This window comes from Chitinibacter sp. SCUT-21, assembly GCA_041874755.1.
GTDB lineage: Bacteria > Pseudomonadota > Gammaproteobacteria > Burkholderiales > Chitinibacteraceae > Chitinibacter.
Map to the genome: position 1 here is coordinate 2,370,155 of CP102611.1, position 12,398 is coordinate 2,382,552.

Here is a 12,398-nt window from a genome sequence, read left to right on the forward strand (position 1 = left end):
TGATAAAAGTTTACTAGCCGTTGTATTGCAATAAGCTGCAAACACCTTAACGGGCAACGGGCCCTAATGGTTGCCCATTGGCGCCAAACCATTGCCAATTGAGTGCATTGGCGCTGATCTTGATTCGCAGATAATTGTTTTCGCTAAAAAACTGCCGCAATTGCACCTTGGTATAACCCGTTTGCGCGGGTTCGGGTGCGGATGTCAGTGCGGAAGTGGTGAGCTCGTGCACGATTTGGCTGCCGATTTGCCTGGTGAACTCGGCGCTATGATGCCGATCGCCGCTGATATATAGCAAGCGACTGGGGGGTGCTGGTGTGAGCAATTCTTGCCACGCGTATTGCTCTTGGCTTGCGTGTGGCCAGCCTTCCTCGCCGCGTGCGCCAACCCACCATTGGCTGCCACCGATTAGCAAGGTATGACCTACGTCGCGTGCTTGGGCTTGCTGCGCCATCCAGCGCAATTGCTCGGTGCCAAATATTTGGCGTTGATAGGCCGGTACATTTTGAGTGCGCCTTGCGCTGCGATTGTCGGTAAAAATCAGTCGAGTATTGCCAAGTTTGAGCGCAAAGTACGACTTCTCGCTGGGGGGATTAGCCCACATCAGCGGGAAAACCTGCTGCGCGAGTGCCGCACTCGGTGCACGGCTATCGGCGTCGTTTAAGCCAAAATCATGGTCGTCCCACAAGGCATAATGAGGCATGGCGGTCAGCAACTGCTGCAGTGTCGCATGCTGACGATGGCGTTGATAAGCGCTACATATCGCGCCCGCATTACTTAAGTCGTTTTCATTTAAATACAGATGATCGCCCAGCCAAACCATCGCGGGGTTGGGTTGCTGGCGCGCATCCGCGATGATGCTCGATAAAATCGGCTCGCGACCCAACCAGCTCAGCTTTTGCAAGCAAGAGCCAAGGTAGAGCGTGTGTTCGCTGCTGGGCGCTGTTACGGGTAGTGGCAAGGTGAGTGGTTCGCCCAGTGGCGAGTCAGCCGCCAGCAGATGGATTGCAAGTGTTTGCCCCGCTAGCGTAGCGGGCAACACAAACAGCGCACTCTGCCAGCCACTTAGATCGTGTTGGCTGATTGGTGCAAGCTGCTGTTTATCCAGTTGTAATGTTAGCTTGGGGTATACACCCTGAATGTATACGCGTAGCAGCCAGCTATTGTGTTGGCTCCTACCTAATACCCATTGTGCTTGTTGCTTGCTGCTACAAGAAAAAAGGCTGAATGCCGCAGCTGCACCTAATAGGGCACGCCGCTGGCGGCCAAGTGGATTAAGCGCTTGATTATGCTTCAGCGGGTCTGGTGACGACATATCTTTGCTATGGGGGTTGAGTGGGGCTACTGGTGATCAAACCAAACCGGTGTCCGTATTACTTCAAATCTTTCAGCTCCGCAAATTTGCTCGCCATCGTTGGGTTATTACGCGTGAGTTTTTTGATCGTCACGTCTTGGGCCTTATCATTGGCGAGGCGCAGATTACGATCGGTGCCGAGCAGGGCTTCTTTGGTTTTTTGCAGATGATCGATTGATTTATCGATTTCATCAATCGCAGTCTGAAAGCGTCTTGAGGCCAGCTCATAGTTCTTACCAAACGCCGATTTGAAGTTATCTAGCTCCAGCTCGAAATTGGTAATGTCGATGTTCTGCGCTTTGACCAGGGCCAGCTCTGATTTGTACTGCAGCGAGTTCATCGCCGCATTGCGTAGCAGCGTGATGATCGGGATAAAAAACTGCGGCCGCACCACATACATTTTGGGGTAACGATGAAACACGTCGACAATCCCGGTGTTATAGAGCTCGCTTTCTGGTTCGAGTAGCGAAACCAAAACCGCATATTCGCAGCCTTTCTCGATACGGTCTTTGTCGAGCTCTTTCAAAAAGTCTTCGTTTTTCTTTTTGGTGGCGGTGGTGTCGCTCTCGTTTTTCATCTCGAACATGATCGATACGATCTCATTCCCAGCCTCATCGCTATCGCGGAAAATATAGTCGCCTTTACTACCGCTGCGCGCGTCATTGTCTTTTTCAAAGTAGGCACGTGGGAAAGCCGTCGCGCGAATGCGGTTAAATTCAACCTCGCAGTGCTGTTCCAGTGTTTCGCCGATCATTTTGGTCGATAGCTTGGCCTTCATGTCGCGCAGACGTTCAATCGCATCGTCGCGATCTTTGATCTGAGTTTCATAGCGCTCTTTTAGCGATTGCTCGGCCAGCGTTTTTTCTAGTTCAACGTGTTGCAAGCGGTTGCGCAGCGCTTCGCGCTCTTTTTCAACGGCGCTGACAGCTTGCGTGACCGCTAATTGTTGCGATACCTGACCGGCTTGCAATTGCGCTTTCAGTGCTTGGATTTCAGCGTCTTTGGTCGCGGCGGCTTTTTGCAAAGCATTGTCGCGCTGCGCTTCAGCCAGTCTGGCTGCTGCTTCCATGTCTTGCTTGGCCTTGGCCAACTCGCTGGCCACCGCGTCACGCTGCTTTTCAACTTCTTTCAGTGCTTCGCTCACCGCCAGTTGCTGCGCCACAGCAGTGGCCTCGAGCTTGGCTTTTAATTCCTGAATTTCGGCTTCTTTAATCGCAGCATCGCGTTGCAATTCGTTGGCAATTTGCGCTTGTGCTAGCGCGACGGCGTTTTTCTTATCCTGCTCGGCCAGCGCAAGGCGTTCGTGGATTTGTTTTTCAAAATCCGCATCGCGCACCTGCTTCAAAATATCGGCATAGCCTGCTTCGTCAATGGTGAAGGCGGTATTGCAATGAGGGCAGATGATGTCGTGCATAAATTAATTGGCCTAGTTAGAGAAAGAGGCGTCTTCCCAGTTGGTTCAGTGCGAAGTGTCAATCTGTATGGTATTGAAGCTGTAGCAATGTTTGCGCTCGTGAGCATTTAAAAATGCAGAAAGCAAGCTGCATAAAAAAGGCGCCAAAGGCGCCTTTTTTGAAGGTGGTCCAGACTTATTTTTTAGCTGGCGCTTTTTGCTTGAGCAACTCGTTGATGACGTTGGTGATTGTGCCATCTTCACGGCCTACCATTGATGGGCTGGTGACCCATTTGCCATTCACCACAAACATCGGTACGCCATCGACTGCGTAAGTTTTGGTCATTTCGCTGAGTTTGTTGAGCTGATTTTTGGTTGAGAAGCCGTTGTAGTTGGCTTTGAATTTGTTAACGTCGATACCTTGTTTTTTCACCCAGTCAAACAAAACATCTTCTTTACGTAGTTCAACACGGTCTTGTTGAATTGCTTTAAACACAGCCATCTGATGTTTTTTTGTTAAACCCATGGCTTCAAGCGCCAAAAAGATTTTGGCGTGACCTTCCATGTCATTGCGACCATCCCACATCACGTGAACGCGGCGGAAGTTCACATTTTTAGGCAGTTTTGCTTCCCACGCTTCTACTGCGGGCTCAATGGCAAAGCAGTGCGGGCAGCCATACCAGAAAAACTCGATTACTTCTTGTTTACCGGCTACTGCCACGGGTTGTGGTTTGGCTAGGGCTTTGTATTCTTTACCTTCGGTAAACGCATTTGCGCCTGCGGCAGCGAGCAAACTTGCAGTGATGACAAAAGTTTTAATCCATTGTTTTAACATCTTCAGCTCCAATAAAGCGTAGGCAGTCTGCTGCCGACGGTAACAAAGAAATAAGTTGAATTAGTTGGCTTTGACAACGGTGCTGTCAATGCCATTGTTTTTTAATAAATTGCGGGTGCGATCTAGCTCTGCCTGATCGTTAAACGGGCCGACGCGTACGCGATGCCAAACACCTTTTTCGGGCAGTTCAGTCGTTTGTATACGAGACTCGATCCCTAATAGCGCCAATTTAGCCTTCAGATTATCGGCATCATTTTCATTTTGAAAGGCGCCAACCTGCAGTAAGCCAGGTTTTGGAGCTGTCGCTGTGGCTATCGTTGGGGCAGGGCTTGCACTCGCTTTGGGTTTGCTGGTCGCCGTGGCTTCTTTTGGAGCATCGCTCACTTCTGGCAGCATTTTATAAAAATCAAATCGATCTTCGCTGGCGTTGGCGGCTTCCGGTTTGCTGGCAACTGGGGGCGCCGTCATGACCGGTACAACCTCTTTACCATTGCCAGGTTGCAAGATCTCGGGCGGCGTCGTAGCCGTTTCTGGACCTGAGGCTAGCATGTCATTTGGTGTGGTTTGTTCTTTATTAAATGGATTGCCGCTGTAATTGAGGTAAACCGCAACAGCAACCGCAATGCCGATCCCGACAAAAAGGCCAACTAAGAGTCCGGTGAGCAAAGAGCTTCCGCCTGCTTTAGTTTGGTTGTTTGAATTAGATCGTCCGCTGTTACGGCTAGACTTCATGTCGCGGCTCATACGTTCTCCGGTGCCCGAACTTTAAAAACTGACTGAGTCGTGATTCTACCCCGCTCAATGGGCTTGTCTAGTTGAAGACCCCTCAGATGGCAATCATTTACATATCCATGCAATATTTTGTCATTAGCCGAGCAAATTGATGCGAAAGAATCGGTGATGTGTCACACAGTCAGATTGCTTTGACGAAAAAACCGCAAAAAGTTGCATCAAGGGGCTTGCGGAAAATATTAGCTCGTGTAGAATGCGCAGCTCTTAGCCGATGTAGCTCAGTTGGTAGAGCACCTGACTTGTAATCAGGGGGTCGCGAGTTCGATTCCTGCCGTCGGCACCAAGAATATCAAAGGGTTAGCAAGCAATTGCTAACCCTTTGTCGTTTCTACCTCCTCAATTGCTGCACTTTTGCGGTGATCATGCAAAATTCCGCCAGCCGCGCTGTTCATTTGTCTTTTCAAGTTGCAACTCTTCATTGCGAAGATTTTTCCTGAGTCTTTTGGTGTGGTTTCTACTGGCTTCGTTTGATGCTTGGCAAGCTGTGCGGGAGCGAACTGGCATACAATCGGTGCATTCTGGCGTTTTGGATGTGTATTGATGCGAACCATTACCAGCACTGCGGTCTTGTCTTTGGACGAAATCCTTGCTTTAACTTTGGATGCCGGTTTGCTCATGCATCAATCGGGCGCAGGCACGCACCGCACTTCGAGCGCGATGCAGCGCATTGCTAAATCGCTGGGGGCGGCGCGGGTGGAGACGATGATTTCGTCGACCAATATCGGCGCCACCGTCGAGCGCGCGGGCGAGGTGGGCAATGAGACGCAAACTGCGTTTCGCAAAGCGCCGCATATGGGCGCGAATTTTTCCACGCTTTCTTCCGTACGCCGCTGGCTGCATCAGCTTGAGCAAGGCGAGCTGGATTTGCATGCAGCGCGTACGCAATTGAGCGAAATCGCCAAACGCGCCATTCATTATCCACGCTGGTTTATTACGCTGATGGTGGGTATCTCTTGCGGCGCCTTTGCAGCGCTATTTGGTGGCGATATACCTGCCATACTCGGTACCACGATAGGAGCGACGGCGGGGATGGCTGTGCGGTTTTGGCTGGTGCTGCGCCATTTTAAACCGTCGATTTTCGCTACCGCAGGCAGCTTTGTCGCGCTGCTGCTCACTGGGCTATTGGCGCGTTCGCTCAGTACTACGCCCGATGCGGCGCTGGCGGCGTCGGTGCTATTTTTGATTCCGGGTGTGCCGCTGATTAATGGTGCGTCGGATTTACTGAATGGCAATTATCTGAACGGCATGGTGCGCTTTACGATGAGCGCGGTGATTATTTTTGGCATCGCAGTGGGGGTGAGTATTGCCCTGCGGATCTTAGGTTAAGAGGGGTGGCGATGAATACCTCTATTATTTCGATTTGGGCCATGGAGTTATGGGCAGCGCCGGCAGCTTTGGGTTTTGCGCTGCTATTTAATGTACCGCCGCGTACCTTGTGGATGTGTGGCGCGCTGGCCATCGCTGGCCATGCTTGTCGCAAGCTGGTGATGGTTGGCGGTGGCGATATTGTGCTGGCGACGCTGTGCGCCGGTTTGCTGATCGGCTTTTTTGCCGAATGGTGGGGCGCGCGCAAGGACGAACCCGCCGCGATTTACGCCGTGAGCGCTGCGATCCCGATGGTGCCCGGCACGTATATGTACAAAGCGGTGCAGGGCCTGCTCGGCATCGCCACCTTGCCGCATAGCGCCGACGGCACGCAATTGCTGGTCAGCGCCGGCGTCAGTGGTATTACCGCGTGCATGATTGTGATTGCACTGGCCTTTGGTGTTGCTGCGCCGATGTTGCTGTGGCCGCGCACGAGTCATCGTTAATATTGAGTTTGAGCTTATTTTTAGGGTTATTTGTTATGCCAAACAAGTGCATTTTTTTGTTGCTGATTCTGCTCTCCGGCTGTGCGACGGTGCAAACCGAATTAAAAATCCCCTCTGCCCAAGTTAAAAAAGTCACTCAGTTGCAGATCGCATTTTTACAGGATCTGAGTCAGATCAAAACACCGCAGCTTGCGCTTTGTTTGGCCCAAAATGGGGCTTATGACCCAACGAATATTTTTGTGGGCGACGGCAGTTCAGCACTGGTGCGCCAATTTAATTCGCGGCTGGAATTTGAGTTGGAAGATGTTTTTAAACCGCATGAATTTAAGACCCGCGCTTTTGTGGTGAGCGCAAATTACAAAATTGATCATTCCCTGTATCAAGACAGTCACATTCTTTTGCTGCACGCCCAACCGGTATATTGCGGATATGGAAATGTCGTATGGGAGGCTAGTGCTGCCCTATATCAAAGGGATATTTCGACGCCAGTGTTGATTGCACCCAAAATGGAAATAGCGAAAGGCGCACGCTTGAACCTAGTGCACGGGATGAAGAACAGCATGGCACAGCAGGGCTTTATTGCTAAGAAGTAGCTTTTTTGTCGACTGTGGTTCAGTCGCCATGCGCTTAGCGCAATAAAAAGGGGGTTGCATTGCAGCCCCCTTTGTTTTATCGATACTGCCGCAAATGCCGCCCCACTGCGATCAGCGCACCGATTAGGCACAACAGGGCAATCGTTGCGCACACGACGATGATCGTTAACAGATCAGGCGTTTTTAGCGCAAATTGCTGGCCGTACGATTGCGCGAGCGCGCTAATTGTTGGGTTGATGTGCGCGACTGCCCCCCAGACGATGGCGACGGCAAACAGCCCTCCGACGATGCCTTGCACCACGGCGCTGTGAATGAAGGGGCGGCGGATAAAGGCGTCGGTGGCGCCGATCAGTTTGGCGACTTCGATTTCATCTTTGCGCGTTAAAATCTGCATCCGAATCGCGTTGCCGGTAATCAGCACCAAGGCCGCGCCAAGCATCACCAACACCACTTCAAACAGGTTTTGCCCCAGCTCGGTAATACGCGCGAGGCGGTGTGCCCATTCGGAATCAAGCTGCACTTCTTCAACGCCGGTTTGGCTGGCGAGCTCAGTTTTAATCGCTTCCAGCGCTTGCGGGCTATTGTCTTTGGCTTGCAAGATAAACGCGTCAGGCAGTGGGTTATCAGTCATGCCCGCCAGTAAATCAGCCGAGCCAAACTGGCTTTGCAGCTTTTTCAACGCTTCGTCTTTGGCGACAAATTGCACCACTTTTAGGCGTGGATCGTTTTCCAGCTTGTTTTGCAGCGCGGCCACTTGCGCACTTTCGGCGCTCGGCAGCATAAACACCGACAATTGCGGCTCAACTGAGATATTTTTGCTAATCCCTGCCACGCTGCTGACGATTAGCCATAGCGCCAGCGGAAAAGCGGCGGTAATGCCGATCACTAGCAGGTTGAGCAGGCTGCCGATCGGTTGGCGAAACAAGCCGCCGACCGAGCGAGTAAAGGCGAGGGTGTGGGAGCGGAACCAGGCTTTCATCGTCATCCCTTTTTAAGCGGTAAATTGGCCGTTTTTGAGGCGCAAAATGCGACGACCATAATCGGCCATCAGCGATTCATCGTGGGCGGAAATCACCAAAGTGACGCCCACTTGGTGGAATGATTTGAATAATTCCAAAATATCGTGCGCGTAATCGCGATCCAGATTGGCTGTGGGCTCATCGGCCAGCAAAATCGATGGTCGATGCACGACGGCGCGCGCGATGCACAGGCGTTGCTGCTCACCGCCGGAGAGTGAAATCGGGTTTAGTTTTTCTTTGCCCGCCAAGCCAACTTTATCGAGCGCGGCCAATACGCGGCGGCGACCTTCTTGATAATCAAAGCCAATAATATCGAGTGGCAGGCGCACATTGTCGAACACGCTGCGGTCGTACAAGATTTTGTGATCTTGGAAAATCAGTCCCAAATGGCGGCGCACAAACGGTAGCGAGCCACGGCTCATGCGCGCCAGATTTTGCCCATTGAGCAGCACCGCGCCGCTGCTGGGCTTTTCGATGCCGGCAATCAGTTTGAGTAGCGTTGATTTACCCGCGCCCGAATGGCCGGCCAAAAACACCAGCTCGCCGGTGGGGATTTCAAAGCTTAGATTTTTAATGGCGTCAAAACCGCCGGGGTAACTTTTACTGACTTGCTGAAACTGAATCATACAAATCCTTTGTGGGTTGGGCGGTGGCCCAATCGGCGTAATTCAATTGGTATTGCAATAAATCGCAAGTTTGCCCGTCGCGCCAGATTACTAGCCGCGGGCCAACAAATTCAAAACCCAGCTTGGCGAGCACGCGGCCGCTGGCTGGGTTGCGCAGCAAATGATCGGACGTTAATCGGCGCATCTTTAACTGCTGAAAAGCAAATTGCACGACGGCGCGCGCGGCCTCGCTAGCAAAGCCTTGCCCCCAATAGGGCTGGCCGAGCCAATAGCCAAGTTCGGCGACATCGCCTTCAAAGCTTAAACCGACGCAGCCGAGTAAATGCGGCACATCGTTAGCGCAAATCGCAAAGATGAATTCGCGCTGCGCAAGCTGATTGTCGCGGCAAGCGGCGATAAATTCCGCCGCCATCGCTGCGGTATACGGGTGAGGAATTCTCCCCGTATTGCCCGCTACCGCCCATTCTCCGCCGAGTTCAGCTAGATACGGCGCATCGGTATCTTGCAATGCGCGCAGCGTTAATCGCTCGGTGTTTAAAGTGGGCAGCGTCATCAACTTGGCTGCAGCGCTTATTCAAACAAGGCGTTGATGTATTCGCGCGCGTTAAACGGGCGCAAATCGTCAATGGTTTCGCCCACGCCGATAAAGCGTAATGGCACCGGGCGATTTTTGGCAATGGCAGCAATCACGCCGCCTTTGGCTGTGCCGTCGAGCTTGGTCAATACCAAACCGGTCAGGCCTAACGCATCGTCAAACGATTTGGTTTGCGCCAAGGCGTTCTGGCCAGTGTTCGCATCGAGCACCAACAGCACTTCGTGCGGGCCAGTTGGGTCGGCTTTTTGCACCACACGTTTTACTTTTTTGATTTCTTCCATCAAATGCAATTGCGTTGGCAAACGACCTGCAGTGTCGACAATCACCACGTCGATGCCGCGCGCTTTGGCCGAATTCACTGCGTCAAACGCCACCGCCGCCGCGTCGCCCGATTCTTGCGCGATCACGTGCACGCCATTGCGCTCGCCCCACACCACCAGCTGCTCACGCGCTGCGGCGCGGAACGTGTCGCCCGCCGCCAGCAAAACGCTCTTGCCTTGGCTTTGGAAGTATTTGGCGAGTTTACCAATCGACGTCGTTTTGCCCGCACCGTTGACACCGGCGACCATCAAAATAAACGGCTTGTGACCGTCGACATTCAATGGCACTTGCAACGGCTCGATCAATTCAACCAAGCTGTCTTTCAACGCGCCTTTCAGTTCTTGCGGATCTTTCAACCCTTTCAGTGACACGCGCTCGCGCACGTCTTTGAGCAAATGTTGCGTTGCATCCACGCCCATATCGGCGGTCAGCAGCACGGTTTCGAGTTCGTCGTACAAATCTTCGTCGATTTGCCCGCCGCCAAACACGCTGGCCAAACTTTTACCCAATTTATCGCGCGTTTTCGCCAAGCCCAGTTTCAGGCGCTCGGTCCACGATAGCTTGGGTTTTTCTTGCGGCTGCGCCACAGGCTCAAGGCGAGCTGGGTCGGTCTCGATGTATTGCTCTGCAGCCTTTGCTGGTTCTGGCGTGGAGGGCAATACCTCTGGTGCTACTGCGCTTGGTGCAGCGGGTGTTTCAGTGTTTGGGCTGCTGATCGCTTCGGTTTCAGCAGCGGTGCCCGTGGCAACTTCTGGCTGCGCTGGGCTTAAATCTTGCTCCGCTACGGTTTCAACGGGCTTCTTTTTTTTGAAAAAACTAAACATGGGTTTGGCGCTCTCGCAGCAAATCGCGGAAAATAAACAATTATTGTCGATTTTACCGGAGCTGCCGTGTCAGCACAGCATAAAAATCAGGTGCGTATTATTGGCGGTCAATATAAACGCCGACTTTTGAAGTTTCCTGACTCTTTGGCCCTGCGCCCAACGCCCGATCGCGTGCGCGAAACGGTGTTCAATTGGCTAGGGCAAGACCTGACCGGGCAGGTGTGTTTGGATTTATTTTCTGGCAGCGGAGGCCTTGGCTTTGAAGCGGCCAGCCGCAATGCCAAGAAAGTGGTGATGGTGGAAATGGCCAAACCGGTGCACGCAGCGCTGAAAGCCAACGCGCAAATGTTGGGGGCGAATCATGTGGATGTGATTTTGAGCGATGCCGAGCGCTATTTGGCGCGCAATACGCTGCAATTTGATTTGGTGTTGCTCGATCCGCCGTTTGCCACGCCTTTACTGGGCAAAGTGTTACCGCAAGTCGTGCCTTTTTTAGCTGAAGATGCGCGCGTGTATATTGAATGCGCCGAGTGGCCCGATCTGAGCGGCTGGGAAATTTTGCGTGAAGGCAAAGCCGGAACCGTTAAATATGCCGTATTATGCCGCGCATCGGTCTGTGATCAAAAAATAAGCGCTGAGATTGCAGAGTAAGGTTGTCGTTACTGCGCGAAAGTGGGACAATTCCCATATCTAGTTACTCGATTGTTTTGTTAAGGATTATCTATCATGGCTCTGATGATTACGGACGAGTGCATCAACTGCGATGTATGCGAACCAGAATGTCCCAATAGCGCGATTTCTCAAGGCGAAGAAATCTATGTAATCGACCCTAATCTGTGTACCGAGTGCGTAGGCCACTACGACGAGCCACAGTGCCAGCAAGTTTGCCCAGTTGACTGTATTCCGCTTGACCCGGATCACAAAGAAAGCAAAGAAGAATTGAATCAGAAATATCTGATTATTTCAGGTCAAGCTTAACCGACTGTCGGCAATTTATTCAGATAAACGGGCTATATGCCCGTTTTTTTATTCCCTTATAATTAGCATTAAATAATATTTTAATAATACTTAGGTCTCAACCTAAGAGTATTGGCAGTACGCAGTAAGGAGAATACATATGGGGCAATTCAATCTGAGGGCGCAAATCAAGCAAACGCTAGATATTGCGAAGACCTTAGTGCATTCAAATCCATCCGAATCTATTCGCATTGCTTTGCAGGCCAAAGGGCGTGCTGAAATGCTAGGTCGTGGAGATTTGGAGACCGAGGCCGCTTTGGTTGAATTAATGGCCTATCGTGCAATGCCTCAAACACCGCCAGAGCAAATTGAAGCCGCTGCATTGGCGACGATTGCGTTAGCCCAACGTCATCAACAAGATGATATTTGGATTGAGGCGATGAATACTCATGCTGATATTTTGTATGGCACCAATCAATTTGATGCGGCAATGGATTATTGGCTGCGCTTACTGGAGGCGGGGATTGATCGTGACTGGCCTTATGCTCGTGTCGTGGCGTATATCGGTATTGGGAAATTGTTTTGGACTTTTGAAGATCCTCAATCCTGTTTGGCCTATTCAGATAAAGCCCAGCAAGAAATTAAGCTGATTAATCGAATCGAGCCCAAAGTATGCTTAATGATTAATTTGGCCGCATATGCTTATCAGCGCCGACAATATTATCTAGCGCATCAATATTTAGACCAAGCAGAAGCTTTGTTGGAAGGCATTGCATTTTGCGAATACGAGCCAGAAATTTATTACTATCGCGCCTATTTACGGCGGGCTGAGGGCAAGTTAGACGTAGCCTGTGAGCTATTCAAGCGCGCATTAACATTGAATGGGCACACCAGCAATGTATGGGCTCGTGCGGTGGCGATGATTGGTTTGGGCGAGCTTTATTTAACGATGAATATGCCCCACAAAGCACAGTACTTTATGTCGCAAGCCATGGAGATGACGTTAGCTACGCCCAATATTTACCGCTATCTGCTGATGCAGGCGTATGAAGGGTTGGCGAAATGCTACCAGGCAACAGGACAAACTGAGTTGGAGTTTCAGCACTGGGGGATGCATTTTGATTTGGCTGATGAATTGCTGCAGCACGGGATGAATCAACGCCTAGCGAGCTTTAAACGCCAATCTTTGCAGCTCCGCGTCCATGAGCTTGAGGCAGTTTGATTTGGGTTTTTAATGGGTATGTGAATGAGGGCTTATAAGTAGAAGCCCTCTGTGCT

Annotated in this window: 15 protein-coding genes and 1 tRNA gene; 7 read left to right on the top strand and 9 right to left on the bottom strand. The window is 51.4% G+C overall.

Annotated features, from left to right (window positions below):
* Positions 1 to 46: 46 nt before the first annotated feature.
* From NT239_11005 to NT239_11020, 4 genes are all read right to left on the bottom strand, one after another.
* Positions 47 to 1,315: a hypothetical protein gene (locus tag NT239_11005; GenBank protein XGA70304.1), complete on the bottom strand. Its 1,269-nt coding sequence runs from the start codon at positions 1,313 to 1,315 to the stop codon at positions 47 to 49.
* 58 nt (positions 1,316 to 1,373) lie between these two features.
* Positions 1,374 to 2,768 carry a DUF2130 domain-containing protein gene (locus NT239_11010; protein XGA70305.1) on the bottom strand — a complete coding sequence of 465 codons (1,395 nt, stop codon included), beginning with the start codon at positions 2,766 to 2,768 and terminating at the stop codon, positions 1,374 to 1,376.
* Between the two features lie 175 nt (positions 2,769 to 2,943).
* Positions 2,944 to 3,582 (bottom strand): thiol:disulfide interchange protein DsbA/DsbL, encoded by a 639-nt coding sequence (locus NT239_11015; protein ID XGA70306.1) that lies wholly within the window; start codon positions 3,580 to 3,582, stop codon positions 2,944 to 2,946.
* A 60-nt stretch (positions 3,583 to 3,642) separates the two neighbouring features.
* Positions 3,643 to 4,314: an SPOR domain-containing protein gene (locus tag NT239_11020; protein ID XGA70307.1), complete on the bottom strand. Its 672-nt coding sequence runs from the start codon at positions 4,312 to 4,314 to the stop codon at positions 3,643 to 3,645.
* A gap of 267 nt (positions 4,315 to 4,581) precedes the next feature.
* Between NT239_11020 and NT239_11025 the strand changes: the two genes are divergently transcribed.
* Positions 4,582 to 4,657: transfer RNA gene (locus NT239_11025), tRNA-Thr, on the top strand.
* Positions 4,658 to 4,685: 28 nt separating this feature from the next.
* Here NT239_11025 and NT239_11030 read toward each other — a convergent pair.
* Positions 4,686 to 4,925, bottom strand: a complete 240-nt coding sequence (locus NT239_11030; protein ID XGA70308.1) for a hypothetical protein — start codon at positions 4,923 to 4,925, stop codon at positions 4,686 to 4,688.
* Here NT239_11030 and NT239_11035 point away from each other — a divergent pair.
* The 3 genes from NT239_11035 to NT239_11045 are packed head-to-tail and all read left to right on the top strand — an operon-like array spanning position 4,915 to position 6,778.
* The gene (locus NT239_11035; protein ID XGA70309.1) at positions 4,915 to 5,700 is read left to right on the top strand and encodes a threonine/serine exporter family protein; all 786 of its coding nucleotides are present in this window, start codon (positions 4,915 to 4,917) and stop codon (positions 5,698 to 5,700) included. The two genes, NT239_11030 and NT239_11035, sit on opposite strands and share 11 nt — an antisense overlap.
* A gap of 11 nt (positions 5,701 to 5,711) precedes the next feature.
* On the top strand, positions 5,712 to 6,185 hold the full coding sequence (locus NT239_11040; protein ID XGA70310.1) for a threonine/serine exporter family protein: 474 nt from the start codon (positions 5,712 to 5,714) through the stop codon (positions 6,183 to 6,185).
* A 56-nt stretch (positions 6,186 to 6,241) separates the two neighbouring features.
* Positions 6,242 to 6,778 (top strand): hypothetical protein, encoded by a 537-nt coding sequence (locus tag NT239_11045; GenBank protein ID XGA70311.1) that lies wholly within the window; start codon positions 6,242 to 6,244, stop codon positions 6,776 to 6,778.
* Between the two features lie 76 nt (positions 6,779 to 6,854).
* Here the strand turns inward: NT239_11045 and ftsX are convergent, their stop codons facing one another.
* Genes ftsX through ftsY form a run of 4 tightly spaced genes read right to left on the bottom strand, consistent with a single transcriptional unit; the run spans position 6,855 to position 10,163 of the window.
* Positions 6,855 to 7,757 (bottom strand): permease-like cell division protein FtsX, encoded by a 903-nt coding sequence (ftsX, locus tag NT239_11050; GenBank protein XGA70312.1) that lies wholly within the window; start codon positions 7,755 to 7,757, stop codon positions 6,855 to 6,857.
* A 12-nt stretch (positions 7,758 to 7,769) separates the two neighbouring features.
* Positions 7,770 to 8,423, bottom strand: coding sequence for a cell division ATP-binding protein FtsE (gene ftsE / locus NT239_11055; GenBank protein ID XGA70313.1), 654 nt, complete (start codon positions 8,421 to 8,423; stop codon positions 7,770 to 7,772).
* Positions 8,398 to 8,976 carry a GNAT family N-acetyltransferase gene (locus tag NT239_11060; GenBank protein ID XGA70314.1) on the bottom strand — a complete coding sequence of 193 codons (579 nt, stop codon included), beginning with the start codon at positions 8,974 to 8,976 and terminating at the stop codon, positions 8,398 to 8,400. The genes ftsE and NT239_11060 overlap by 26 nt, the downstream gene beginning before the upstream one ends.
* A 17-nt stretch (positions 8,977 to 8,993) precedes the next feature.
* Positions 8,994 to 10,163 (bottom strand): signal recognition particle-docking protein FtsY, encoded by a 1,170-nt coding sequence (gene ftsY, locus NT239_11065; protein XGA70315.1) that lies wholly within the window; start codon positions 10,161 to 10,163, stop codon positions 8,994 to 8,996.
* A gap of 66 nt (positions 10,164 to 10,229) precedes the next feature.
* On the opposite strand from ftsY, the gene rsmD reads away from it, so the two are divergent.
* The 3 genes from rsmD to NT239_11080 all read left to right on the top strand — a co-directional run bounded on the left by rsmD (position 10,230) and on the right by NT239_11080 (position 12,342).
* Positions 10,230 to 10,814: a 16S rRNA (guanine(966)-N(2))-methyltransferase RsmD gene (rsmD, locus tag NT239_11070; GenBank protein ID XGA70316.1), complete on the top strand. Its 585-nt coding sequence runs from the start codon at positions 10,230 to 10,232 to the stop codon at positions 10,812 to 10,814.
* 75 nt (positions 10,815 to 10,889) lie between these two features.
* On the top strand, positions 10,890 to 11,141 hold the full coding sequence (locus NT239_11075; protein ID XGA70317.1) for a YfhL family 4Fe-4S dicluster ferredoxin: 252 nt from the start codon (positions 10,890 to 10,892) through the stop codon (positions 11,139 to 11,141).
* A 139-nt stretch (positions 11,142 to 11,280) separates the two neighbouring features.
* Positions 11,281 to 12,342 (top strand): tetratricopeptide repeat protein, encoded by a 1,062-nt coding sequence (locus NT239_11080; protein ID XGA70318.1) that lies wholly within the window; start codon positions 11,281 to 11,283, stop codon positions 12,340 to 12,342.
* The last annotated feature ends 56 nt before the right edge of the window (positions 12,343 to 12,398 follow it).